General features: G+C 68.5%; 22 protein-coding genes, 1 tRNA gene and 2 pseudogenes. 11 read left to right on the top strand and 14 right to left on the bottom strand.

The genetic code is table 11. The annotated features are described in order from the left end of the window. Positions 1-68: 68 nt before the first annotated feature. The 10 genes and pseudogenes from KOI35_RS41080 to KOI35_RS41035 all read left to right on the top strand — a co-directional run bounded on the left by KOI35_RS41080 (position 69) and on the right by KOI35_RS41035 (position 9139). On the top strand, positions 69-980 hold the full coding sequence (locus tag KOI35_RS41080; RefSeq protein WP_215795138.1) for a pyridoxamine 5'-phosphate oxidase family protein: 912 nt from the start codon (positions 69-71) through the stop codon (positions 978-980). Positions 981-1423: 443 nt separating this feature from the next. After that, positions 1424-2611, top strand: a complete 1188-nt coding sequence (locus tag KOI35_RS41075; protein WP_215795135.1) for a beta-1,3-glucanase family protein — start codon at positions 1424-1426, stop codon at positions 2609-2611. Between the two features lie 169 nt (positions 2612-2780). Further along, positions 2781-3287, top strand: a pseudogene (locus tag KOI35_RS41070) (lytic polysaccharide monooxygenase auxiliary activity family 9 protein); the annotation flags it as partial. A gap of 104 nt (positions 3288-3391) precedes the next feature. Continuing rightward, positions 3392-4000, top strand: a pseudogene (locus KOI35_RS41065) (chitinase); the annotation flags it as partial. A 118-nt stretch (positions 4001-4118) separates the two neighbouring features. Further along, on the top strand, positions 4119-5252 hold the full coding sequence (locus KOI35_RS41060; RefSeq protein WP_215795128.1) for an alpha/beta hydrolase family protein: 1134 nt from the start codon (positions 4119-4121) through the stop codon (positions 5250-5252). A gap of 72 nt (positions 5253-5324) precedes the next feature. Continuing rightward, the gene (locus KOI35_RS41055) at positions 5325-6587 is read left to right on the top strand and encodes an NAD(P)/FAD-dependent oxidoreductase (protein ID WP_215795126.1); all 1263 of its coding nucleotides are present in this window, start codon (positions 5325-5327) and stop codon (positions 6585-6587) included. A 100-nt stretch (positions 6588-6687) separates the two neighbouring features. Beyond that, positions 6688-6761: transfer RNA gene (locus tag KOI35_RS41050), tRNA-Ile, on the top strand. Between the two features lie 524 nt (positions 6762-7285). Beyond that, the gene (locus tag KOI35_RS48050; RefSeq protein ID WP_246614585.1) at positions 7286-7441 is read left to right on the top strand and encodes a hypothetical protein; all 156 of its coding nucleotides are present in this window, start codon (positions 7286-7288) and stop codon (positions 7439-7441) included. Further along, on the top strand, positions 7438-7770 hold the full coding sequence (locus KOI35_RS41040) for a helix-turn-helix domain-containing protein (RefSeq protein WP_215795124.1): 333 nt from the start codon (positions 7438-7440) through the stop codon (positions 7768-7770). Before KOI35_RS48050 ends, KOI35_RS41040 begins: the two co-directional genes overlap by 4 nt. 463 nt (positions 7771-8233) lie before the next feature. Beyond that, positions 8234-9139, top strand: a complete 906-nt coding sequence (locus KOI35_RS41035) for a hypothetical protein (RefSeq protein WP_215795122.1) — start codon at positions 8234-8236, stop codon at positions 9137-9139. Positions 9140-9196: 57 nt separating this feature from the next. Here KOI35_RS41035 and KOI35_RS41030 read toward each other — a convergent pair whose 3' ends face one another. The 11 genes from KOI35_RS41030 to urtA all read right to left on the bottom strand — a co-directional run bounded on the left by KOI35_RS41030 (position 9197) and on the right by urtA (position 19323). After that, positions 9197-9559, bottom strand: a complete 363-nt coding sequence (locus KOI35_RS41030) for a DUF2200 domain-containing protein (protein ID WP_215795120.1) — start codon at positions 9557-9559, stop codon at positions 9197-9199. A 95-nt stretch (positions 9560-9654) separates the two neighbouring features. Beyond that, on the bottom strand, positions 9655-10551 hold the full coding sequence (locus KOI35_RS41025) for a glycoside hydrolase family 64 protein (RefSeq protein WP_215795118.1): 897 nt from the start codon (positions 10549-10551) through the stop codon (positions 9655-9657). Positions 10552-10553: 2 nt separating this feature from the next. Continuing rightward, positions 10554-11459 carry a glycoside hydrolase family 16 protein gene (locus KOI35_RS41020; protein ID WP_215795116.1) on the bottom strand — a complete coding sequence of 302 codons (906 nt, stop codon included), beginning with the start codon at positions 11457-11459 and terminating at the stop codon, positions 10554-10556. Between the two features lie 172 nt (positions 11460-11631). Next, positions 11632-12201: a TetR/AcrR family transcriptional regulator gene (locus tag KOI35_RS41015; RefSeq protein WP_215795114.1), complete on the bottom strand. Its 570-nt coding sequence runs from the start codon at positions 12199-12201 to the stop codon at positions 11632-11634. After that, positions 12198-12764 (bottom strand): TetR/AcrR family transcriptional regulator, encoded by a 567-nt coding sequence (locus tag KOI35_RS41010; RefSeq protein WP_215795112.1) that lies wholly within the window; start codon positions 12762-12764, stop codon positions 12198-12200. The genes KOI35_RS41015 and KOI35_RS41010 overlap by 4 nt, the downstream gene beginning before the upstream one ends. Then, positions 12764-14440, bottom strand: a complete 1677-nt coding sequence (locus tag KOI35_RS41005) for a purine-cytosine permease family protein (RefSeq protein WP_215795110.1) — start codon at positions 14438-14440, stop codon at positions 12764-12766. The genes KOI35_RS41010 and KOI35_RS41005 overlap by 1 nt, the downstream gene beginning before the upstream one ends. Before the next feature lie 56 nt (positions 14441-14496). Next, positions 14497-15180, bottom strand: coding sequence for an ATP-binding cassette domain-containing protein (locus tag KOI35_RS41000; RefSeq protein ID WP_215795108.1), 684 nt, complete (start codon positions 15178-15180; stop codon positions 14497-14499). A gap of 1 nt (position 15181) precedes the next feature. Beyond that, the gene (urtD, locus tag KOI35_RS40995) at positions 15182-15961 is read right to left on the bottom strand and encodes an urea ABC transporter ATP-binding protein UrtD (RefSeq protein WP_215795106.1); all 780 of its coding nucleotides are present in this window, start codon (positions 15959-15961) and stop codon (positions 15182-15184) included. After that, on the bottom strand, positions 15958-17055 hold the full coding sequence (urtC, locus tag KOI35_RS40990; protein WP_246614584.1) for an urea ABC transporter permease subunit UrtC: 1098 nt from the start codon (positions 17053-17055) through the stop codon (positions 15958-15960). Before urtC ends, urtD begins: the two co-directional genes overlap by 4 nt. Before the next feature lie 20 nt (positions 17056-17075). After that, a complete protein-coding gene (gene urtB, locus KOI35_RS40985; protein ID WP_215795101.1) occupies positions 17076-17948 on the bottom strand; it encodes an urea ABC transporter permease subunit UrtB in 873 nt (290 codons plus the stop codon). An 88-nt stretch (positions 17949-18036) separates the two neighbouring features. Then, entirely contained in the window at positions 18037-19323 is a 1287-nt protein-coding gene (gene urtA / locus KOI35_RS40980; RefSeq protein ID WP_215795099.1) for an urea ABC transporter substrate-binding protein, read from the bottom strand. Positions 19324-19618: 295 nt separating this feature from the next. Here urtA and KOI35_RS40975 point away from each other — a divergent pair, with 295 nt between their 5' ends. Further along, positions 19619-19837, top strand: a complete 219-nt coding sequence (locus KOI35_RS40975) for an SAM-dependent methyltransferase (protein ID WP_308121376.1) — start codon at positions 19619-19621, stop codon at positions 19835-19837. A 12-nt stretch (positions 19838-19849) separates the two neighbouring features. On the opposite strand, the gene KOI35_RS40970 is transcribed toward KOI35_RS40975, so the two are convergent. The 3 genes from KOI35_RS40970 to KOI35_RS40960 all read right to left on the bottom strand — a co-directional run bounded on the left by KOI35_RS40970 (position 19850) and on the right by KOI35_RS40960 (position 22835). Then, entirely contained in the window at positions 19850-20602 is a 753-nt protein-coding gene (locus tag KOI35_RS40970; protein ID WP_215795095.1) for an SDR family NAD(P)-dependent oxidoreductase, read from the bottom strand. Between the two features lie 53 nt (positions 20603-20655). Beyond that, complete coding sequence (locus KOI35_RS40965) at positions 20656-21279, bottom strand: TetR family transcriptional regulator (RefSeq protein ID WP_215795093.1); 624 nt, start codon at positions 21277-21279, stop codon at positions 20656-20658. A 71-nt stretch (positions 21280-21350) separates the two neighbouring features. After that, positions 21351-22835, bottom strand: coding sequence for a helix-turn-helix transcriptional regulator (locus KOI35_RS40960; RefSeq protein WP_215795091.1), 1485 nt, complete (start codon positions 22833-22835; stop codon positions 21351-21353). Positions 22836-22884 lie beyond the last annotated feature (49 nt).

Below are 22884 nucleotides of genomic sequence, written 5' to 3'. Positions count from 1 at the left end.
TGCAGCGCCATCACCTAACCGCTAAATTGAGTTTCTAAGGTTAGGAGACGAACGTGACGGGGACGGGCATGACGCCTTATCACCGCGGTGAACTGATCGCGCAGCAGCGGGCCGGGCTGCTCGACGAGGCCGCCCACGTGTCGGTGCTGATCAACGACGAGATGCCGCGGGCGGGCCGGGCGTTCCTGGCCGAGCAGCCGATGCTGGTCGTCGGGGCAGTCGATCGGAACGGCGCACCGTGGGCCACGCTGCTGACCGGCGAACCGGGCTTCATCACGGTCACCGGGCGCTCGACGATCACGGTGGCCGCGGCGCCGGCGGCGACCGATCCGCTGCACGACGTGCTCGCCGGACCGGCCCGGGTCGGCCTGATCGCGATCGAACCCGGCACCAGGCGCCGCATCCGGATGAACGGCACGGCCCGGCCGGCGAGCGACGGACTGCGGATCGAGCTCGCCCAGATCTATCCCAACTGCCCGAAATACATCCAGCGGCGGGTGCCCGTCCGCGACGACGTCCCGCCCGGCGTCCCCCGCCTCGGCACCCGGCTCACCGCGGGCGAGATGGGGTTCATCAACGCCACCGACACCTTCTTCGTGGCCACCGCCGACCCGGAAGGCAACGCGGACGCCTCGCACCGCGGGGGCAATCCGGGCTTTCTACGCGCGCTGAGCCCGACCCGGCTGCGCTGGCCCGACTACGTGGGCAACTCGATGTTCAACACGTTCGGCAACCTCGAGGTCAACCCGCGTGCCGGGCTGCTGCTGCCGGACTGGTCCACCGGCACGCTGACGCACCTCACCGGCACGGCGGTCGTCGACTGGGATCCGGCGCACGCCGCGGCCGTTCCGGGTGCCCAACGCCTGGTCGACTTCACCGTCGAACGCGTCGTCCGCATCGACCACGCGTCGCCGCTGCGCTGGACCGAACCGGAGTACTCGCGCTTCAACCCGCTTCCCGCGCGCGCGGGAAATCAATAAAGGACACAGCGTTTCCGGTACGGGCGTGAAGGTTTTCTGAAGCAGGGGCAGGGCTGATTCCCGTACGGGGAAAGACGTTGAACAAAAGCACCGGGGACGGCTCACGCCCGTACGGGAAAAGGGGGTCGGGGGTGTGTTAATGGAGTCACGGAGCGTGGCCTTGCCCTTTCGTGAACATTCCTTCCCGAAAGTTCAACGGGCACCCCCGACCTGCGTGAACAGGGTCGAATTGCGCGCCTGAGAAACTGTGCTATGGCGTGATGGTCATCGATTGACACGGTCGAACAGGCGGGGAACAGTGCTTAGAGAGCGCTCTACGCACTGAGCGTCACGGCCGGGATGCGCCCCCCTTCCATGTCCGCCCCCGAAGCATTCCGGCCGGTGCGGGATCCCTACCGGTACGCCGGGCCCGCACCAATACGGGGCTGGACTGTGGAGTGCCTATGCGACTGAATCGCAAATCCCTGCTCGTCTCCGGTGTGGCGACCGTTGCGATCGCCGCAGCCGTGGGTGTCGTCCCGAACGCTTTCGCGGCGGGACCGGATCTGCTCCCCCTGACCGTCACCAACGACTCCGGCCGGAGCGAGGCCGTGCACCTCTACGTGCTCGGCGAGTCCGGCGGCAAGCTCGGCTACGTCAACGAGGGCGGCACCTTCACCGCCTGGCCGGCCGGGGGCAGTCCGCCCACGCCGGCGCCGGACGTGGCGATCGACGGGCCCGCGCAGGGTGCCAGCAAGACCCTCCAGGTGCCGAAGGGCCTGTCCGGCCGGATGTACATGTCGTTCGGGGACAAGCTCGACTTCCGCATCTCGGAGACCGGTGGCCTGGTGCAGCCCGCGCCGTGGGCCGGCGGCGACCCGAGCCGGGACGTCCTGTTCGACTGGAGCGAGTTCACCTACAACGACTCCGGTGTGTGGCTGAACAGCTCGCAGGTGGACATGTTCGCCGTGCCGCACTCGGTCAGCGTGACCGGCTCGGACGGCCAGACGCTCAAGACCGGTGAGCTCAAGCCGGGCGGCCACACCGCGGTCGTCGACGGTATGAAGGCCGACCCCGAGTTCGCCAAGCTGGTGCAGACCCGCGGCGACGGAACCGTGCTGCGCGTGCTCGCGCCGGGCAAGGGTGCCGACGCCGGTGGCTTCAACCCGGACTACCTGGGCGGCTACATCGACCGGGCCTGGGCCGCGTATGCGGGCAAGGACCTGACGGTCAAGCCGTTCGCCGAGCAGCCCGACAAGATCTTCACCGGCCGTACGAGCGGTGACGTCATGAACTTCACCGACTCCACCGGCGCGCAGGTGGCCAGCTTCAACAAGCCGACCTCGTCGAACGTCTGGGGCTGCGACGGCAACCTCGGGGCCCCGAACGACCTGGTCGTCGGGCCGATCGCGCGCAGCCTGTGCGCGGCGCTGTTCCGCGGCACCCTGGGCACGCAGGACGTCGAGCCCAGCACCGACCCGGGCACGTTCTATCAGAACGACCCGGCCAACCTGTACGGCAAGTTGATCCACGAGAACATGGCCGACGGCAAGGCGTACGCGTTCGCCTTCGACGACGTGGCCAACCAGGAGTCGCTCGTGCACAGTGGCGACCCGACGTCGATCAGCATCAACCTCTCCCCCTTCAACTGAGCTACCGCTCGGGGGCGTGCGGCCTTTGCGCGCCCCCGAGCCCCATCTCTTCAACTGAGCTACCGCTCGGGGGCCTTTACGCGCCCCCGAGCCCCTCCCTTCACCTGAGCCCCCTCTCGACAAGCGTGCGGCCCTGCACGCCTCGAGCCTTCAGCGAAGGAGTCCTCTCTTGAAAAAGAAGTTCGCACTCCCGGCCCTGACCGTCGGCGCCACTGTGGCCGCCCTGACCGTGGGCATCTCCCCCGCCTCGGCGCACGGCTACATCTCATCCCCGCCCTCTCGGCAGGCCAACTGCGCCAGCGGTGCGGTCGCCGACTGCGGTGACGTCCAGTACGAGCCGCAGAGCGTCGAAGCGGCCAAGGGTTCGAAGGACTGCAACGGCGGCGGGTCCCGGTTCGCCGTGCTCAACGACAACAGCAAGGCGTGGCCGCGCGCCACGGCCGGGCAGTCGGTGACGTTCGACTGGGTGCTCACGGCCCGGCACTCGACCACCACGTGGGAGTACTTCATCGGCGACACGCTGCTGGCGTCGTTCGACGACGGCGGCGCGCAGCCCGGCGCCACCAAGACCCACACCGTGAACATGCAGGGCTTCACCGGCCCGCAGACCGTCCTGGCCCGCTGGAACGTGGCCGACACCGCGATGGCGTTCTACGCCTGCGTCGACCTGAACATCGGAGCGTGATCATGAAGCGTCGTCTCATTGCCGCTGCCCTGGCTCTCACCGCCGGCGTGGCCGCACTGATCACCGGCACCAGCGCCTCGGCGGCCACCCTGCCCGTGTCCGAGGCCCAGTTCCAGGAGATGTTCCCGAACCGGATCGACTTCTACTCGTACTCGGGCCTGATCGACGCCATGAACAAGTTCCCGGAGTTCACCGGGACCGGCGGCGAGGACGTGCAGAAGCGCGAAGCGGCCGCCTTCCTGGCCAACATCAACCACGAGTCGGGCGGGCTGGTCTACGTCGAGGAGCTGAACCAGGCGAACTGGCCGCTCTACTGCGACTCCGCTCAGCCGTACGGGTGCCCGGCCGGTCAGTCCGCGTACCACGGGCGCGGTCCGATCCAGCTGAGCTGGAACTTCAACTACAAGGCGGCCGGTGACGCGCTCGGCATCGACCTGCTCAACAACCCCGACCTGGTCAAGAACGACTCGTCGGTGGCCTGGCAGACCGGGCTCTGGTACTGGATGACCCAGAACGGGCCGGGCTCGATGACGCCGCACGCCGCGATGGTCAACGGGGCCGGCTTCGGCGAGACGATCCGGAGCATCAACGGGTCGCTGGAGTGCAACGGCGGCAACCCGGCCCAGGTGCAGAGCCGGATCGATGCGTACCAGCGGTTCGCCTCGATCCTCGGTGTGGACCCGGGTGGCAATCTGTCCTGCTGAGTCTCCCTGACGAGAAGCCCGGCACTTCGGTGCCGGGCTTTCTCATTGACCTCTATACACCCGGTGTATACCCTCGGGGTCTACGAATCACGGGGAGGCTCATATGTCCATCTCTCGCATGTCCATCTCTCGTCGGCGACTTCTGGCGACCGGTCTCGCGGCCGCGGCCACTGTTCCGTTCGGGGCCGGCGCCGCCGCGGCCACCGCTCCTTTCGGGGCCGGCACCGCTGCGGCCGCACCGCCCCGGCTCACCCTGCCCGGGCCGACCGGGCCCTATCCGGTCGGCACGACTGCGCTGCGCCTGCTCGACCGGTCCCGGCCCGACCCGTTCACCGGACAGGCCGGGCACCGGGAACTGATGGTGGGCGTCTGGTATCCGGCCCGCGACGCCGGGCGCCTTCCCCGGGCGCCCTGGATGGAGCCGGCGGTGCTGCGGAAATACCTCGTCGACGCCGGCTATCCGGCCGATCTCATCGCCACGCCGCTCACATCCGGGCGGATCGGGGCGCCGAGGGCGCGTACGGGGAAATCGCCTGTCGTGGTCTTCTCGCACGGAGCCCGGGACCATCGCAACGGCAGCTCGGTCATCGTGCAGGAACTGGCCTCGCGGGGCTATGTCGTGTTCGCGATCGACCACCTCGGCGACGCGTACAGCCGGCTGCCGGACGGACGGGTGGTCACGCCCGTCGAAGGATCGTTCACGCCCGCCGTGTACGAGGCGGACGCGCGGTTCGTGCTCGATCACCTCTTCTCGCGGCCGTCCGACCGTCTCGATCTGGGGCGGATCGGGATGTTCGGCTGGTCCAAGGGTGGGACGGCGACGGCGCGGGTGATGCTGGCCGATCGGCGGGTGCGGGCCGGGCTGGCCATCGACGCGCCGATGCTGCCGCTGATGACGGGCGTCGTCGACCGGCCGTTCATGATGATGACGGCCGAGTACACACGGGCTCTGGAACCGGCCATCGCCCAGTTCTGGGACCAGCTGCGGGGCTGGCGGTTGAACGTACGGGCGGCGGGGGCTCTCCACGGGGCGTACGGGGACCTGCAGGTTCTCATGCCCCAGGTCGCGCGGATCACCGGCATGAGCGACGCGGAACTGCGTACCTGGATCGGGGACCTCGATCCGGCCCGGGCGGTGCGGATCGATCAGGCGTATCCGGTGGCGTTCTTCGACGAGCATCTGCGCGGGCGGCCGCAGCGGCTCCTCGACGGGCCGTCCCCCTCCTTCCCCGAGGTCGCCTACCTGCCCTGACCGTTTCTCGTGCCGTGATCACCTGGCGCCGTTAGGCTGGGACCGCCTGGTTTCGTCCCCTGTGAGGTGCTCGTGTCGCAACCTGTCGAGGTGGACGTCGTCATCGTCGGCGGCGGTCTCGCCGGACTCTCGGCTGCCCGCAGACTCGACCGCGCCGGCGTGGAATGGCTGCTGGTCGAAGCCTCCGACCGGGTCGGCGGCCGCGTCGCGACCGACGTCGTGGACGGCTGGCACTTCGACCGCGGCTTCCAGGTGATCAACACGGCCTACCCACGGCTGCCCGCCCTGGTCGACGTGGAAGCGCTCGACCTGCGCTACTTCACGCCCGGCGTGCTGGTGCGGCGGGGCGGCGAACTGCACCGACTGGAAAACCCGGTGCGTGAGCCCCTCGCCGCCGCGCAGACCCTCACCTCGGGCGTCGGCACGCTCAGCGACCGCCTCAAGTTCGCCGCGCTCGCCACCAAATGCGCGACGCTGCCCGCGGCCAAGCTGCTCGAAGCGCGCGAGACGACGACGCAGGAGATGCTGCGCAAGGCCGGCCTGTCCCACCGGATGATCGAAGAGGTCATCCGCCCGTTCCTGTCCGGCGTCTTCGGCGACCGCTCCCTCGACACGTCGAGCCACGTGTTCGCGATGGTGCTGCGCTCCTTCGCGCGCGGCCGAATGGGCGTACCCGCAGCCGGCATGGCGGCCCTGCCCGCGGCGATCGCCGGCCCGCTGCCCTACCCGCAGCTGCTGATCGGCGCCCGCACCCTCTCGGTCGAACCGGGCCGGGTGGTCACCGAAGGCGGCGAGATCCACTGCCGCTCGGTGATCGTGGCCACCGACCCCGGCTCCGCCTCCGAACTACTGCCGCAACTCCCCCGCCCCGACATGCACGGCCTGACGACGTTCTACTTCGGCGCCGACCACGCCCCCATCGACGAGCCCACCCTGATCCTCGACGGCGACCGGCGCGAGATCATCGCCAACACGATCGTCCTGTCCAACGCGGCGCCCGAATACGCTCCGCCCGGCAAATCCCTGATCGCCGCCTCGGTGGTCGGCGTTTCGGCCCCGTCCCCCGCCTCCGAGACGGTGATCCGGGTGGAACTGTCCCGCCTGTACGGCGTACCGACGGACGACTGGGAGATGCTCGAGGAGATCGCGATCCCGTTTGCGCTGCCGTCCGCCCGCGTCCCCCAGGCCCAGCTGCGCAAGCCGGTCGACCTGGGCGAGGGCCTGTTCGTAGCCGGCGACCACCGCGACAGCCCGTCCATCCAGGGCGCGCTGGCCGGCGGCTGGCGAACGGCCGGCGCCGTACTTTCCTGGCTCGGAACCCGGGTCAACGCCTGAATCGTCGGCGCTTCGGGGTCGGGACGCGCTTTCCCGCAGCTTCGACGCGGGAGATCGCTGGCTGTGGCTGTGCGGCACGGGTTAGGATCGCCGCCGGTAAGGGGCGGTAGCTCAGTGGGTTAGAGCAGGGGACTCATAATCCCTCGGTCGCGGGTTCGAGTCCCGCCCGCCCCACTCGTTATTACCTGGGGGCGACCCCCAGACCCCACGTTACGGTGGGGCGCTGGGCGGTGCGGTCACGCCTTCGTCGGGCTTGCGTCCTTCGGCCGGAAACCCCTCTGCGATGCGCTTCGAGTTGCCGCCGATCCGGTCGATGCTCTGATTTGAAGTCTGGGTCTCGGCACCTGTGTGCCGAGACCCAGTGAACTTCATTTGACGTTCGGCGACCGGTTGCATCGTCTGCATTGACAGTTCCGTCACCGCCGAAGCAGCGGGGCTGGCGGACCGCGTCCGGGCAATATAAGTCGTTCTTATACTGGGTCGATGTGGGAAGTGCGGTTGCACCCAGAGGTTGAGGCTTGGTTCCTCGGCCTCTGCGAGACCGATCCGGTTACCGCGGACCTCGTATCGGAGGCGATCGACGTCCTGGCCGAGCAAGGGCCGGCGCTTGGCCGGCCCTTGGTGGATCGGTTGAAGGGCAGCACGTTCCACAACATGAAGGAACTTGGCCGGGTTCGTGGGGGACGACTGAGGTGCGGATGATCTTTGCGTTCGACCCGGTTCGGGAGGCGGTGTTCCTGGTCGCCGGGGACAAGTCAGGGCGGTGGCAGACCTGGTATCACGCAGCCATCCCGTTGGCCGACACTGGCTTCGCTGAACATCTGGCCAGCTTGAAGGCAAAGGAGGAGTCATGACCGAGGCATCCAACTGGCGCGACGTGAAGGCCAAGGCTCGGGCGGCCGACCCCACCTGGGACAACAGCGACCGCGTGGCCCGGCGGCAGCAGATGCGGGAACAGATGCTCGCCTCCGTCAGCGGCGCCCAACTGGCCGAGATCCGCCAACAGCTCGGACTGACTCAGGCCCAGCTCGCCGAAGCCGCCGGACTGTCGCAGGCGCGCATCAGCCAGATCGAGAATGGCGACGCCGTCGGACTCGACTCCCTGCGCGCCTACGTCGTCGGCCTGGGCGGCCACCTCGACATCGTCGCACGGATCGGAAACATCCAGCTCAACGTGGCTTAGCCTCGTCGCGCCGCGGCTACTACACCATCCACTTGCGCTTCGGGCTCGGTAACTCTCGGCTGGCAACGAATACGTTGCGGTTCGCATGGTGCAACGTTCGGCCCGCTCGTTATATCTGGGGCGGCCCCCGGACCCACGTTACGGTGGGCGCGGTCGTTCGAGCCCGTTGCGCCCACGTCGGGCTTGCGTCCTCCAGCCGCCTGATTCTCGCCTCCGCCGCGGTGCCCGTCGCGGTGTTCGGGCCGCCGCTATCCGGCTGGTAGGCCAAGCTGCTCGCGTTCACGGTGATGGTGGCGGGCTCGCTGCCGACCCCTGGACGTGGGCGCGATGATGCTGGCGGCTGCACGGCCCGGGCGTTGCATTTAAGGATGTTTAAGGAACGCTTGCTCAGCGTCATGAACTGGTGCCCATCGCTGCTCGTATATCTCGGCACAAGCAGTACTGAGACGAAGAGGAGCCGTGCATGTATCGACGCGGAGTCAGCAGCTATCGACGCGGAGTCAGCAGCCGGACGCGCAAGCTGGTGATTGTAGGTGCCGCCGCGGCGCTGCTCGGGTCGGCGCTCGCGGTCGGCACGGGGATGAGTCAGGCCGCCGAGACCGGTGACGTCAACGCTTTGGTGCCGGCGCTGGGCTTCAGCCCGGGCGACCCGAACGCGACCGCCGACCGCGTCGGCCCCACCGGGGTAAACGTTCCCGGCCGCTGCCCACCCACCCAGGCCCAGGTGAACGCGCAGGTCGCGCTCAAGAACGGCAGCCTGCCGACTGGAACGGACCTCGAAAGCCGCATCCAACGCTACGAGAAGACCCTGTCGGCGATTCAAGACCTGAAATGCCCCGCATCGTCCACGACTTTGCTGGGGCGATTGAAGTCTTTGACCGCGCTGCGCGGAAACGCGAACAGCGATGCCGCCCTGCGTGGTCTCGGCCTGAACGAAACACCGGCGGACCGGGCCGCCGCCCCAGGACCCGGTGACGCGGCCGCGGGCGGATCGACGGGGAACGCCGGAGCCGGCTCCGCTGACATCAACGCTCTGGTGCCGGCGCTGGGCTTCAGCCCGGGCGACCCGAACGCGACCGCCGACCGCGTCGGCCCCACCGGGATCAACGTTCCCGGCCGCTGCCCACCCACCCAAGCCCAGGTGAACGCTCAGGTCGCGCTCAAGAACGGCAGCCTGCCGACTGGAACGGATCTCGAAAGCCGCATCCAACGCTACGAAAAGACGCTGTCGGCGATTCAAGACCTGAAATGCCCCGCATCGTCCACGACCCTGCTGGGACGCTTGAAGTCCTTGACCGCGCTGCGCGGAAACGCGAACAGCGACGACGCCCTGCGTGGTCTCGGCCTGAACGAAACGCCGGCGGGATAAAACCCGATCCGGTGCGGCCTGCTGCCCTTGGTGGGCAGCAGGCCGGGCCGACAGCTGTCAGGATCGCTGAATCTTCTCGATGGCCTTGCCTCGGGCCAGCTCGTCGACCAGCTTGTCGAGGTAGCGAACCTTCTGCATCACCGGATCTTCGATCTCTTCGACCCGCACGCCGCACACCACGCCGGTGATCAGCGGGGCATGGGAGTTCAGGCGAGCGTCTGCGAAGAAATCCTCGAACGAGGTCTCCTGCGCCACGTGACGTTCGATGTCGGCGTCCTCGAAGCCGGTCAGCCAGGTGATGACCTGGTGGAGTTCGGTTTTTGTGCGGCCCTTGCGCTCCACCTTCGCGATGTAGTGCGGATACACCGCGGAGAACGGCATTCGGTAGACCCGCTTCAGGGTCTTTTCGTCCGTCTTCATAGCGTTGATCCTTCCGCGCTCGGCACACCGGCTGCCCCGCAAGGTGACCCATGATGCACTGACCCGCGCCGGAACGTCGAGGCCGATGGGTGCGGCTACCAGCCGACCGCGATCAGCATGTACTGCGGGTTGCTTCGGGCGATGTAGCTGGACTGGTCGGCGGCATCGTCGTACGGGAAGCCGTATGCCTTTTGGTTGATGGCGTGGTTGTGCCAGAACCGTGCGTAGTAGTTGGCCGGGGCATTCTGGTAGTAGCGGCTCGTGTCGGTCCACTGTGCCTGCGGCAGGTGGGCCACGTGGCGGTTGAGGGCGCCGCACAATGCCGCCTGCTGGGCGAGCGGGCCGGCGCAGGCGAAGATGTCGGCGGTGGAGGCATTTTGGCCCACCGATCGGGCGTACGCGGTGAAGTAGTTGGCGTATTGCCCGCCCGCTCGGAAAGCGGCGTCCTGGCTGGGCGCCGGGATGCGGTAGGGCGCCTGCACCTGACCCAGATGTTTGAATTGCGCCGGCATGTTGGTGACGAATTCCGCGAAGGTCGCCGCCCGGGTCTGGCCGAACACGGCCTGGGTCTCGCCCACGGTGGTGTCCCCGCCGCCGCGCACGTGCACGCGCAGGGCCAGTTTGAGCCCGAAGCCGTCGACCCGGGTGGTGTTGACGCCGATCCAGGACGCGGTCGTGTTGAGCTCGATGAAGTCGGAGTACGGGCTGGTGGCCGAGCCCAGGTGGAAGTACATGCGGGCCGCGCTGACGACCGGGACGTCGATGTAGCGCTGGGCGGCGATCGAGCGCGTCTGGCCGTTGAACGTCCAGAAGACCTGGCTGTCGGGGTACTTGCCGTTGGTGCGGTTCAGGATCTTGAAGGTCATGACCCGGGTGGCGGCCGGGATGTCGCCGGTGGGGCCCCAGAAGTCGGCGGCCGAGGCGGGGGCGGGGGCGGAGAGGCCGAGACCGGCGGCGAGCGCCACGGCGGCCAGGAACTTTGTGGCTCTCATGATCACGGGTTCCTCCGGTAGACGGCGACGTAGTCGACGGTCATGGCGCGTCCACCGACCGTGGCCGCGGTCGGGCCGCCGCCGAATGCGTCCGGGAAGCCGCCGCCGATGGCCAGGTTGAGGATGATGAAGAAACCGTGGTGGATGGCTTGATTCCAGGTGGCCGCGGGCACCTGGTTGGCGGTGACGGTGAAATAGTTGACGCCGTCGCGGTACCAGCGGATCCGTTCGGGGCTGACCGATCGGTCGACCTGCACGGCGTACGTGTGAAAGCCGGTCTGGCATCCGCCGCACGGCCGCTCGCCGCTGGTGATGCCGGTCGACTCGTTGCAGGGTCCGCCGGGATTGGTTCCGCAGTGGAATGCGCCGAACACCGAGCTGCGGCCGTTGATGTCCTCCATGATGTCGATCTCGCCCGAGCCCGGCCAGGGCGTGCCGGTGCGCAGCGAGCCGCCGAGCATCCAGAAGGCCGGCCAATAGCCGGCGCCGTTGGTCCGGTTCACGTCGGGCTGTTTGAGGGAGGCCCGGACCAGCAGGACGCCGCCGGCCGGTACGTCGAAGGTGGCCTTGGTGTTGATCCGTCCGGAGGTCCAGCCGGCCCGAGGGGCGGTGCCGGAGTGCACGGCTTTGATCACCAGGCGCCCGTTGCCGTCCCGGTAGACGTTCCGGGTGCTGCTCGTCATGGTCTCGATCTCGCCGGTGCCGAAGTTGCTGCCCGGCCCGGTGTCGTAGTTCCAGGTCGAGGTGTCGACTCCGGTGCCGGCCGCCCCGGTGAAGTCGGAGCCCCAGACCAGCCGGAAGCCGGCCGGTGGGTCCGGGATGGCGGCGGCCGCGGAGCCGGGCGGTGCGGCCAGGGTTGCGGTGAGGATGGCGGCCACCAACGCCGCCGTACGCGCCTTTGCTTTCATGGGTTCTCACCTTCGGACCATTGACTGAATCGTGGCGAGCACGAGCGTCAATGCGTTGCGAGAATTAGTCAATACTCCTTACCGAAGTCTTACAATAGCCGCGCGGGATTATGTCCACACCTTGCCGGCAAAATAGAAAGACTTGTAACGTCGCTCAAGACATTGACTCAGATCAATGCCGGAAAGAAGTCCGGTCGCGGATGTTGTCCAGCACGGCCTCGGCGGCCCAGGCGGCGGCGTCGGCTATGTCTCGGCGATCCATGCCGAACTCGCGGCGGAACGTCACCCAGGTGCCGGCCGAGTCGAGATGGGACAGGGCCGCGATGACCGCCCGGCGCTGGGCCGCGTCGAGGGACGGGACCTCGGCGTCCAGCAAGCGCTCGAGGTGGGCTCGGTCGGGCGACGGGGCCGCTCCGCTCACGCCGCGCATGGCGGTCTCAGCGACAACGTGCGCCAGCTCTGGGCGCTCGTCGTAGCGGTTCATCGCGTCGCGGATGGCCAACGGGATGTCGAAGATCGAGTGTGATTCCTCGCGGGCGAACAGCGTGGCCTCGATCCACGCCGCGGTGGCCAGCAGCAGGTCGACCCGTGTGGGGTAGTTGCGGAAGACCGTGCGCTCGGCGATGCCGGCCCGTCGGGCGATGACCCGGTACGAGACGTCGTCGCTGCCGAGTTCCTCGATCAGTTCGGCGTACGCGGCCAGGATCGCCGCCTGTGTGCCGCTCAGTTCGGGGACAGTCACGGTTCGGCCCAGGTGGCCGCGGGGAGCTTGGCCAGCACGGTGTCGACGGCGCGGTCGAACGCCTCGCCGATCTCGTCGGCGTCCAGGTCGAAGCCGGTGCGCAGGCGGGCCCAGAACATCGCCGACGAGAAGTAGCGCAGGGAAGCCGCGACCCGCCGCTGGTCGCGCCGGTTGAGCGTCGGCGCCGCCACCTCGAGCATCGCCTCGATCGCGCGGGTGATGTAGGCCGGTTCGGTGTTCAGGGTGGGCGAGATCGCGGACGCCCGGGCGCCGACGTACGCGTACGCGGGAAGGGTGTCGAAAGCCCGGAAACGCTCGTGCACGGCGGCGCGGAAATCGGACACGGTCACGAACGGCGGCAGCGGGAAGCGGGTCTGCTCGATCCAGTTCGAGAGGGCGGCGAGCAGGTGCGCGCGCGTGGGGTATTGGCGGTAGATCGTGCGCTCCGAGATGCCGACCTCGTCGGCCAGGGCACGGTAGGAGATGTCGTCGAACATGCGCTCGCGCAGCAGCACCACAGCACTCGCGAGAATCGCGGTCGCGGTGTCGACCGGCTCCTCCATCACGTCCCCCCACGTCGTTGGGATGCCCAGCGCGGGGGCCCGGTGACTTCCGGCGGGAGCACGTACTGGTCAGAATCGTCGAGGGTGAGCGCCAGCGACGACACGTACTGCACCTGGCCGTGCGGCCCTCTCTCCGCCGAGGCCAGCATATCCGGCCGCTCGAAGGTATACCCGGTGACGTGGCAGCGGAGCCGCTCGCCGGAAGGGTTGCCGTCGGCGTCGAACCGCGGGGAGTCGATGCCGTCGGAGCGGCGGCGCAGGTAGTAGCGGCCCCGCGTGGCGACGGCCATGACCGGCGTGGTGACCATCGCGACGCCGATCGCGATCAGCACCGAGAACGGCTTGACGGCGGGGCCGAGCAGCCCGGCGAACGCGAGCAGCGACAGCGTCGACGCGAGCCCCACCGACACCAGCCCGACCGGATTCCAGTCGTGCAGCATGCCGCGCCGGAACTCGGGGTAGCGCGGCGAGATGCGCAGCACCCATTTGTTGATCGCGATGTCGGTGGCGATCGTGACGAGCCACGCCATGACGACGTTGGCGTACAGGCTCAGCACGAAGGTGATCAGAGTAAAAACGTCCAACATCATGAGTACGTACGCAATAAGGAGGTTGAACAGCACGAATACCGTACGCCCGGGGTAGTGCTTCGCGGCTCGGGTGAAGACGTTCGACCACGCCAGTGAGCCCGAGTAGGCGTTGGTCACGTTGATCTTCACCTGGGCGACCACGATGAGCACGACGGCGAGAATGATCGCGAGCCAGTCGGGGATGAGGGTCTGGTACATCCCGACGAACTGCTGGACCGGCTCGGTCGCGCGGTGCCCGAGATCGGGATCGACCTTCACCAGCAGGTAGACGGCGAGGAACACCCCGATCACCTGCTTGGTGCCACTGAAGACGACCCAGCCCGGACCGGAGAACACGAACGACGTCCACCACGAGCGGGTGTTCGACCTCGTACGCGGGGGCATGGCTCGGAGATAGTCGATCTGCTCGGCCAGCTGTGGCGTGAGGGCGAAGCACACGGCCGCACTCGAGACGACCGCGCCGAAGCTGATCGAACCGTCGGAGTTGCCGGTGAACGACGTGAAGGCGCCTACCGCCTCGGGGTCGGAGACGAGGATCCACAGCAGCGGCAGCAGGGCGAGGGCGAGCCACAGGGGCGTGGTCCAGAACTGCAGGCGTTCCAGCGCACGCATGCCGTAGATGACGATCGGGATCACCACGACAGTCGAGATGAGGTAGCCGAGCCACAACGGCAGGTCCGTCGCCACCTGCAGCCCCTGCGCCATGATGGCGCCCTCCAGAGCGAAGAAGATGCAGGTGAAGCCGGCGAAGATCACGGTCGTGATGATCGAGCCGTAGTAGCCGAATCCGGAGCCACGGGCGATGAGGTCGAGGTCGAGGTTGTAGCGAGCGGCGTAGTAGGCGACCGGGACGCCCACGACGAGGATGATGACCGACGCGAACAGGATGCCGAGCACGGCGTTGTCGGTGCCGTGGTCGATGCCGATGCTCGCGCCGATCGAGAAGTCGGCGAGGAATGCGATGGACCCGAGGGCGGTCGCGCCGACCGAGGCCGCGCTCCACCGCCGGAAGGTGCGCGGCACGTAGCGGAAGGCGTAGTCCTCGAGACTGTCCTCCGCCGCCGCACGTGCGTTGTCCGTCGACACAGGGCATCGTCGCTGTCCGGTGTTACGACGGCATTGCGGACGTGGGTCATGGCGGCTCAGATCGCCATGGCGGCCCGCACGGTGGCGGCGGCGGCCGAACCACCCTCGCCGGTCTGCGCGACGAAGCCCGAGGCGAGTACCACGTAGCGCTCGGCGGCCTCGAGAGCGAAGCCGATGTGCTGCTCGACGAGCAGCACGCTGATGCCCTCGCCGGCCAGCTGCATGATGGTGTGCTCGATCTCGGCGACGATCGTGGGCTGGATGCCCTCGGTCGGCTCGTCCAGGATGAGCAGCTTCGGCTCGGTGATGAGCGCGCGGGCGATCGCGAGCTGCTGACGCTGGCCGCCCGAGAGCAGGCCCGCCTTGCGGGTGGCGAACTTCTCCAGGGCGGGGAAGCGGGCCAGCTGCGCGTCGATGAGCGTCTTGCCGCGCCGGCGTCCGTCCGCGACCAGCTGCAGATTTTCCATCGTGGTGAGCTGGCCGAACGCCTGCTGGCCCTGGGGCACGTACGCCATGCCGCGGGCCACGCGCTTGTTGGGGGCCAGCGACGCGATGTTCTCGCCGTCGAAGAACACCCGGCCCTTCGACGGCTTGATGAGGCCGATCGCGAGACGCAGCAGGGTCGTCTTGCCGGCGCCGTTGTGGCCGAGCACGGCCACCACCTTGCCGGTCGGCACGGTCACGCCGTGGAGCACCTGCGTACGCCCGTAGCCGGCCTCGATGTCGGTGAGCTCGAGCATGTCACCCCTCCTTTTCGAGCACGACGGCCATGGCGGCAGTGGTGGCGGCGCCGGCGGTGCCGAGGTAGACCTCCTGCACCTTGGGGTCGGCCTGCACCTCGGCCACCGTGCCCTGGGAGAGCACCTGGCCCTGGTGCAGCACGGTCACCCGGGTGGCGAACCGGCGCATGAAGTCCATGTCGTGCTCGACCACGAGCACGATGCGCTTGGCCGCGATGCGCTGCAGAAGCTCACCGGTCGCGGTGCGCTCGTCCTGGCTCATCCCGGCGACGGGCTCGTCGAGCAGCAGCACCTTCGCGTCCTGCACGAGCAGCATCGCGATCTCGAGCCACTGTTTCTGGCCGTGCGACAGGATGCCGGCCGGCGTGGTGAGCTCGCCGGTGAGTCCGGTCTCCTCCAGCGCGTGCTCGATCGACGGATCGACGCCACGGCGGGCCCGCAACAGTGAGAACGAGGAGCGGTGGCGCCCGGCGGCGATGTCGAGGTTCTGCAGCACGGTGAGCTCGTCGAAGACGCTCGCGGTCTGGAACGTACGTCCGACCCCGAGGCGGACGATCTTGTGGACCGGCCGGCCGAGCAACTCCTGGTCGCCGTGCCGGGCCGACCCGGTGGCCTTGGTCAGCCCGGTGATGGCGTCGATGCAGGTCGTCTTGCCGGCGCCGTTCGGGCCGATCAGGAACCGGACCTCGCCGGGGTGCGCGTCGAACGAGACGCCGCCGACCGCGACGAAACCCGAGAACTCGACGCGGAGGTCCGTGACAACGAGAGAAGCGCCGGTCATGAGTGGACCTCTTCCAGCTCTGCGGGCGCGGGCGCCGGAGCGGGCTGTTCCTTGGGGGGTCGTCGGCGCAATGCGGCGAATCGGGCCGGGAGGGACGACAACCCGTACGGGAGGAAAAGAATGACGACGATGAACAACAGGCCGAGGACGTAAGGCCAGCCGTCGGGCCAGGTCGAGCCGAGACTCGACTGCCCCCAGCCGACCGCCATCGCGCCGAGCGCGGGGCCGAAGAGCGACGCGCGGCCGCCCAGGGCAACGCCCGCGATCATCAGGATCGAGGCGGCGGCGCCGATCTCGGCCGGGGTGATGATGCCGACGATGGGCACGAACATCGCCCCGCCGATGCTGGCCATCAGCGCGGAGACGACGAAGGCGACGAGCTTGACGTTGGCCGGGTCGTAGCCGAGGAAGCGCACCCGCTCCTCGGCGTCCCGGGTGGCGACGAGGAGCTCACCGAAGCGGCTGCGGTAGAACTGCCAGACCGCCAGCAGGCACACGATGAGCAGCCCGGCCGCGATGAGATAGACCATCAGCCGGTTCGCCGGGTCGTTCAGCACGAAGCCGAAGAAATACTTGAAGTCGCTGAGCCCGGTGTCGCCGCCGGTCTCGCGGATCGTGGAACTGATCAGGGTGGCCAGCGCGACGGCGAGCGCCTGGGTCAGGATCGCGAAGTAGGCGCCCTTCACCCGGCGCTTGAACAGCGCGTAGCCGAGTGCGCCGGCCACGACCACCGGCAGCAGCACGATCGCCAGCAGGGTGAAACCCGTGCTGCGGAACGGCTCCCAGAACATCGGGAGCGGCGCGAGCGGGTCGTAGAGCACCATGAACCCGGGGACCCGGTCACCGGCGGTCTCCAGGGTGAGGTGCATGGCCATCGAATAGGCGCCGAGAGCGAAGAACACGCCCTGCCCCATCACCAGCATCCCGCCCCGGCCCCAGGCCAGGCCGATGCCGACGGCGGCGATGGCCCAGCAGCTGTACTTGCCGAGGTTGTTGAGCCAGTGATCGGAGAGCACGAGGGGGGCGACCGCGAGGAGCAGGACGGCGAGCACCCCGATGCCGCCGAGCGAGATCCATGGCTTCATCTTGGTCATGCCAGACTCCTGGTTCTTGGTCATACCAGACTCCTGGTTCGCACCGTGAACAGGCCCTGCGGGCGCAGTTGCAGGAAGACGATCACGAGGATGAAGGCGAGCACCTGCGCGAGGCTGCCGGTGGTCCAGTAGGCGAAGAACGCCAGGGCCACACCCACCGCCCACGCGGCGATGATCGTGCCCTTGAGCTGGCCGATGCCACCGGCGGCGACGACGAGGAAGGCCGGGATGATGTACTGCGCGCCCATCTGCGAGTTCGTGCCGCCGATGAGCGACGCGGCCACGCCGGCGACACCGGCCAGACCCGAACCGACGAAGAACGTGAGGCGGTCGACCGTACGGGTGGAAATGCCCGCGGTCTCGGCCAGGTCCCGGTTGTGCACGGTCGCGCGGATGCGACGGCCGAACGAGGTGTATTTGAGCCAGGCCGACAGCACAGCGACGCAGACGGACGCGAGCAGGATGGTGAACACCTGCCGCAGCGGCCAGCCATAGCCGAGGACGGTCAACTGCCCGTCGAGCCAACTGGGTTTCTCGACCGGCACACCCTGGGACGGGAAGATCTGCAGGGCCGCCTGCTGCAGGATCAGACCCACCCCGACCGTGACGAGCAGGGTGTCGAGGGGCCGGCGGTACATCCAGCGGATGATGGTGACCTCGAGCACGAGGCCGAACAGGCCGGCGACGACGAACGCGACCGGCAACGCGACCGGGATCGACAGGTCGCTGGCCGAGATGACCTGCTGGACCAGGTAGGCCGAGAACGCGCCGATCATGAGGAACTCGCCGTGGGCCATGTTGATCACGCCCATCTGGCCGAAGGTGAGCGAGAGGCCCAGCGCGGCGAGCAGAAGCAGCGCGCCCTGGGCGCTGCCGTTCAGCAGTGGTGCCATCAATGCGTCCACGTGCGTTCGCTCTCTCTAGCGTCTCTGTGGAGGGTCGGAGGGGCCGCGTGCCGTGACACGCGACCCCCGGAGGTGATCAGCCCGCCGCGTCCGTGAGCTGCTTGCGGATGTCGGCCGGGAACCAGTCGTAGCCCTCGAGGTACGGGTCCGGCTCGATGAACTTGTCGGAGGCCCAGACGATGTCGAACTGGTTGTCGGCGTTGATCCGTCCGATGTGGCCCGGCTTGGAGATGTGGTGGTTCTCGCCGTCGAGCGTGACCTTGCCCTCCGGCGCGTCGAACGTGATGGGCTTCGCCTTCGCCGCGGCGTTCACCTTGTCGACGTCGAACGAGCCGGCCGCCTCGACCAGGGACTTGTACAGGTACAGCGAGATGTAGGCGGCCTCCATCGGGTCGGAGGTGACGCCGCTGCTGTTGGGGTAGGCCTTCCAGCTCTCGATGAACTTCGGGTTGGTGTCGGTCTTCAGCGACTGGAAGTAGTTCCAGGAGGCGTAGTTTCCGGTGACCTCGTGGCCCATGGCCGGCGCCTCCTCCTCGGCGATCGACACCGAGATGATCGGCGTCTTCGCGGGAGTGAGACCGGCGTCGTAGTACGCCTTGATGAAGCCGACGTTCGACGAGCCGTTGATGGTGTTGAAGATGAAGTCCGGCTTGGCCGCCGCGATCTTCGCCACCTGGCTGGTCCAGTCGTCCTTGTCCAGCGGCACGTACTCCTCGCCGACGATCTTGATGCCGAGCTTGGCCGCGTACAGCTTGATGATCGCGTTCGCGGTACGCGGGAAGACGTAGTCGCTGCCGGCCAGGAACAGCGTCTTCACCCCCTTGGAGGCGAGGAAGTCCATCGCCGGGATGATCTGCTGGTTGGTGGTCGCGCCGGTGTAGTAGATGTTCGGCGACGACTCGAGACCCTCGTACTGCACCGGGTAGAAGAAGAGGCCGTTGAGCTTCTCGACGACCGGCTTCACGGCCTTGCGCGAGGACGAGGTCCAGCCGCCGAAGATCGCGGCGACGCAGTCCTGGGTGAGCAGCTTCTCGGTCTTCTCGGCGAAGGTGGGCCAGTCGGTCGCGCCGTCCTCCTGGACGTACTCGATCTTCTTGTCCAGGATGCCGCCGCTGGCGTTGATCTCGTCGGCCGCCATGTGCAGCACATTGGACACGGTCTTCTCGGAGATCGCCATGCCGCCGGTCAGCGAGTTGAGGAAGCCGAGCTTGATGGTGGCGCCGGAGGTGTCGACGCAGCTGGCGGCGGCGGACGACCCGGCGGCGGCCGTGTCGTCGCCGGCTCGGGCGCCACAACCGGCGAGGAGAAGGGCCGCGGCGCTCGACGCCACGAGCGCGCGCATCCGCTTGCTGGTGGAAAACATATGTGGGAACTCCGTTCCTGATGAAGGGTGCGGAAGTAGAGGTCCAGGAGGGTGCTGCTGGTGCAAGCAGACTGACCGCGCGTCATTACTCTGACATTTCTTGATTGTTCCAACTCTGTAGCCGCCGCCGGGCCGGGTGAAGATTCCCCTGCAAATACGCGCTCACTCGCGGATCTCCGATGTCAAAGTCATGTCATCAGCCATACGGCGCTGGCGCGCATGGCACACTCCTGACATCCCCTCACCGCGGCGACAGTGAGGGGCCGGCTGTTGCGCGGATCCTGCTGGGTTCGCAGTGCGCCGCCGGCGCGAGCCGGTCCTGCGCTCGCGGCAATTCCACAGCGGACACCCGCCGTACGCCATGCGCAGCCCCGAAGAGATCGCCGGCTACTTCGACGGTCTCGAATTCGTCGAGCCGGACCTCGTCGACGTGACCGAATGGCGCCCGGAGCCCGGCGACGCGAAGCCGGCCCAGCGGCTGGACAATCTGATCGGCCTGGCCCGCAAGCCCTGAAGCGGGCCCGGTTCAGGCGCCGAAGGTGCGGTTGCCCATCGCCAGGATCATGCGCCTCGGGGCGAAGCGGGTGCTGTTGGCCACGAGCGCGTTGACCACGCCGTCGATGCGGCTCGGGCGGTTTTGGTCCAGGGCCCGCATCGTGCTGGCGACGACCTGGCGCACGTCGCGGCGGCGGCCGAACGCGGCCTTCTCGCCGGCCACCTCGAAGAACTGGGTCTGCGTGGCTCCGGGGCTGATCGCCAGGACGCGTACGCCGGACGCCTTGACCTCGGCGTGCAGGGCCTCGGTGAAGGAGAGCACGAACGCCTTGGTCGCCGCGTAGACGGCCAGGTGTGGGACCGGCTGGTAGGCGGCCGTGCTGGCCACGTTGACCACGGTGCCCCGGCCGCGGGCCACCATGCCGGGCAGGAAGTGCCGGGTCAGGTCGACCAGGGCCACGCAGTTGAGCTGGATCATGGCGGTCAGCCGGGCCGGGTCGGCTTCGGCGAACTCGCCGTGCAGGCCGAAGCCGGCGTTGTTGATCAGAACATCGACAGGGCGATCGAGCCGGGCAACAGCACCGGGAACCGACAGGTCGGCGACGATCACCTCGACCTTGCGCCCGTATCGGGAACGAATCTCTTCGGCCAGGCTCTGCATGGCCGCCTCGCCGCGGGCCACGAGAACCAGGTCGGCGCCGCGAGAGGCCAATTCCTTCGCGTACGCGGCACCGATGCCGCTCGATGCACCAGTGATCAGGGCGGTCTGTCCGGTGAACTGCATGATGATCTCCTTAGAAAACCGGGCGGTTGGTATGTTTCTGAGGTACGAAAAACTCAGCGGGGCACAACCAGCGCCAGCTCCACGAGGGACTGGCAGGTGCGGATCCGAGCGGCGAAGGCGGGGCCGCCCGCGACACCGGGCTCGAGGACGTCGGTCAGATCCTTGATGCCGTCGAACGCACCGACCAGCACCGCGGCGATCAGCTCGGGGTCGAGCCCGGCCCGCAGGTCACCGGCCGCCTGACCGCGGCGGATGATGTCGGCGATCAGCGCGACCCACTCGGCCGGCGTCTTGGCCACCTCGGGGGCCAGCGCCGGATCGGCCGCCAGCTCACGGGTCAGCCGGGTGATGCTCCAGGCCGCCGGCTCCCGTTCGTGCAGATCGAGCATGGCCGGCACGAGAGCGCGCAGCTGGTCGACAGCGGTCGGCTCGGACAGCACCCGCTCCCCCACCTGGGTCAGCCACCGGCCCTTCTGATCGCGGAGCACGGCCAGCGCGAGCTCGGCCTTGCTGGCGAAGTGGAAGTAGAACGCCCCCTTGGTCAACCCGGCCGCGGCGATCAGATCGCTCTGGGTCGTCGCCGTGTAGCCACGCTCGGCGAAGATCCCCCCGGCCACACGCAGCAGGTGCGCGCGCGTCGCCTCGCCTTTGGCCGTCGCCGGAGTCCGTGGGGTCATGCCACGAGCCTAGAACCGACCGCGCGGTATGTAAATACCGCCCGGTCGGTTTTCTCTGTGCGGCCCGGTGCCTAGCGGCGGTCGGTGTACCAGACGGCCAGGGCGGTGCGGGAGGTCAGCAACAGCTTGTGCAGAATCCGGCTGACGTGGTTCTCGACGGTTCGTTCGGAGAGGGTCAGCCGGCCCGCGATGCCCGCGTTGGTCAGGCCCTCGGCGACCAGCGCGGCGATCTCGTTCTCGCGGGCGGTCAGGGCCGGGTCTCGCCGGCCGGGGCTCAGCCAGGAGTCGAGGTCGCGGGCCAGCGGCTTCAAGCCGAACCGGGTCGCCAGGCCCAGCGCCAGCTCGGCGTGTTCGCGGCCGGCGCGGGTGCGAGGGCCGAGCAGCTGGGCCAGTTCGGCGCGGGCCTGGGCGGTCTTCGGGGGTGACTCGGCCCGCTGCGCCGCGGCGAGGGCGTCGGTCAGGTGCTGTTTCGCGACCTCGGTGCGGCCGAGCAGCCGGGCCAGCTTGCCCAGAGCCAGAGCGACCGGTCCCACGTACGGACCGTAGGCGTGCGCGATCGCATGGAGTCCGTCGTACGGAAGCAGGATCTCGTAGAGCTTCGCCGCCGTCGTCGTGTCACGCAGAGCCACGCAGACGTCGACGTTGCCGACCGCGGCGATCAGGAACTCGGGCGTGTGGGCCGGCATCCGGTCCACGTAGGGGGCCAGCGCGTGCCACAGTTCACTCGCCTCCTCGGATCGGCCGGCGGCGACCAGCGCGACGACCAGCCAGCTGCGCGCCTGGAAGGGCAGGCCGGCCACCACCTCCCGTACGGCCGCAGTCACCTCCTGGATGCGCTCCCCCGTCTCCCGGGCCGCGCCGAACTCGAAGACCAGATGCAGATAGCTCGCCTCACCGCCGGGGCGGCCGACGTCGCGGGCCTCGTCGGCCAGGAGCAGCCCCTCGGCGTAGCGGCCCTGCCGGAGGTCTTCCGAGGCACGGGTCAGCAGGTGCAGCGCGCGCCAATCGGGACCGAGTCGTTCGGCCAGGGGGCGGGCCAGCGCGATCTCGTCGTGCAGTTCGGCGAAGCGGCCCAGCGTCGCCCAGGCGTCCATCCGCCAGCGGCGTCCCCAGGCCTCGTACTCCAGATGGGCCGCCCTCCGCCCCAGGTCGATCGTCTGCTGGGCCAGGGCGAGACAGTCTTCGACGGATGCGGCGCTGACCCGGGCCTGAAGGTCGAGGAAGACGGTCTCGGGATCGTCACCATTCACCACGGGTGGGGGCTGGTCGGGCTGGAAGAGGTCACGGGTGGCGTCGAGCTGCGCCCGCACCCGGGCGGACCGCACCGGATCGGTGTCACCGAGCGCGGCCAGCGCCTCGGCCGCGAGGGCGTGCACCCGGGCCCGTACGGCCGGGTCGAGCGGACGCCGGATCAGCACCGCGGCGTCGGTGAGCGTGGCGACGTCACCGGCCGCGCGGCTGAGCTCGGCCAGGCGGACACAGAGGAGCGAGGCCTCCTCGACCTCGCCCGCGCGGTACCGCGCCCGCGCCTGTTCCAGCAGCTCGCCCGCGTTCATGAGGCCAATATAGGGTTGAGTGTTTCCACGGATGTGCGCACGGCCCGGT

The organism is Paractinoplanes bogorensis (genome assembly GCF_018829635.1).
GTDB classification, from domain to species: Bacteria; Actinomycetota; Actinomycetes; order Mycobacteriales; family Micromonosporaceae; genus Actinoplanes; species Actinoplanes bogorensis.
The sequence above is the reverse complement of the archived record's forward strand: the minus strand, read 5'-3'. Positions and strand labels throughout refer to the sequence as shown.

Bases quoted from the DNA above. Each gene is read 5' to 3' on its own strand.
- KOI35_RS41080 (WP_215795138.1), top strand. From the start codon at position 69: ATGACGCCTTATCACCGCGGTGAACTGATCGCGCAGCAGCGGGCCGGG.
- KOI35_RS41075 (WP_215795135.1), top strand. From the start codon at position 1,424: ATGCGACTGAATCGCAAATCCCTGCTCGTCTCCGGTGTGGCGACCGTT.
- KOI35_RS41060 (WP_215795128.1), top strand. From the start codon at position 4,119: ATGTCCATCTCTCGTCGGCGACTTCTGGCGACCGGTCTCGCGGCCGCG.
- KOI35_RS48050 (WP_246614585.1), top strand. From the start codon at position 7,286: ATGATCTTTGCGTTCGACCCGGTTCGGGAGGCGGTGTTCCTGGTCGCC.
- KOI35_RS41040 (WP_215795124.1), top strand. From the start codon at position 7,438: ATGACCGAGGCATCCAACTGGCGCGACGTGAAGGCCAAGGCTCGGGCG.
- KOI35_RS41035 (WP_215795122.1), top strand. From the start codon at position 8,234: ATGTATCGACGCGGAGTCAGCAGCTATCGACGCGGAGTCAGCAGCCGG.
- KOI35_RS41030 (WP_215795120.1), bottom strand. From the start codon at position 9,559: ATGAAGACGGACGAAAAGACCCTGAAGCGGGTCTACCGAATGCCGTTC.
- KOI35_RS41025 (WP_215795118.1), bottom strand. From the start codon at position 10,551: ATGAGAGCCACAAAGTTCCTGGCCGCCGTGGCGCTCGCCGCCGGTCTC.
- KOI35_RS41020 (WP_215795116.1), bottom strand. From the start codon at position 11,459: ATGAAAGCAAAGGCGCGTACGGCGGCGTTGGTGGCCGCCATCCTCACC.
- KOI35_RS41010 (WP_215795112.1), bottom strand. From the start codon at position 12,764: ATGGAGGAGCCGGTCGACACCGCGACCGCGATTCTCGCGAGTGCTGTG.
- KOI35_RS41000 (WP_215795108.1), bottom strand. From the start codon at position 15,180: ATGCTCGAGCTCACCGACATCGAGGCCGGCTACGGGCGTACGCAGGTG.
- urtD (WP_215795106.1), bottom strand. From the start codon at position 15,961: ATGACCGGCGCTTCTCTCGTTGTCACGGACCTCCGCGTCGAGTTCTCG.
- urtC (WP_246614584.1), bottom strand. From the start codon at position 17,055: ATGACCAAGATGAAGCCATGGATCTCGCTCGGCGGCATCGGGGTGCTC.
- urtB (WP_215795101.1), bottom strand. From the start codon at position 17,948: ATGGCACCACTGCTGAACGGCAGCGCCCAGGGCGCGCTGCTTCTGCTC.
- urtA (WP_215795099.1), bottom strand. From the start codon at position 19,323: ATGTTTTCCACCAGCAAGCGGATGCGCGCGCTCGTGGCGTCGAGCGCC.
- KOI35_RS40970 (WP_215795095.1), bottom strand. From the start codon at position 20,602: ATGCAGTTCACCGGACAGACCGCCCTGATCACTGGTGCATCGAGCGGC.
- KOI35_RS40965 (WP_215795093.1), bottom strand. From the start codon at position 21,279: ATGACCCCACGGACTCCGGCGACGGCCAAAGGCGAGGCGACGCGCGCG.
- KOI35_RS40960 (WP_215795091.1), bottom strand. From the start codon at position 22,835: ATGAACGCGGGCGAGCTGCTGGAACAGGCGCGGGCGCGGTACCGCGCG.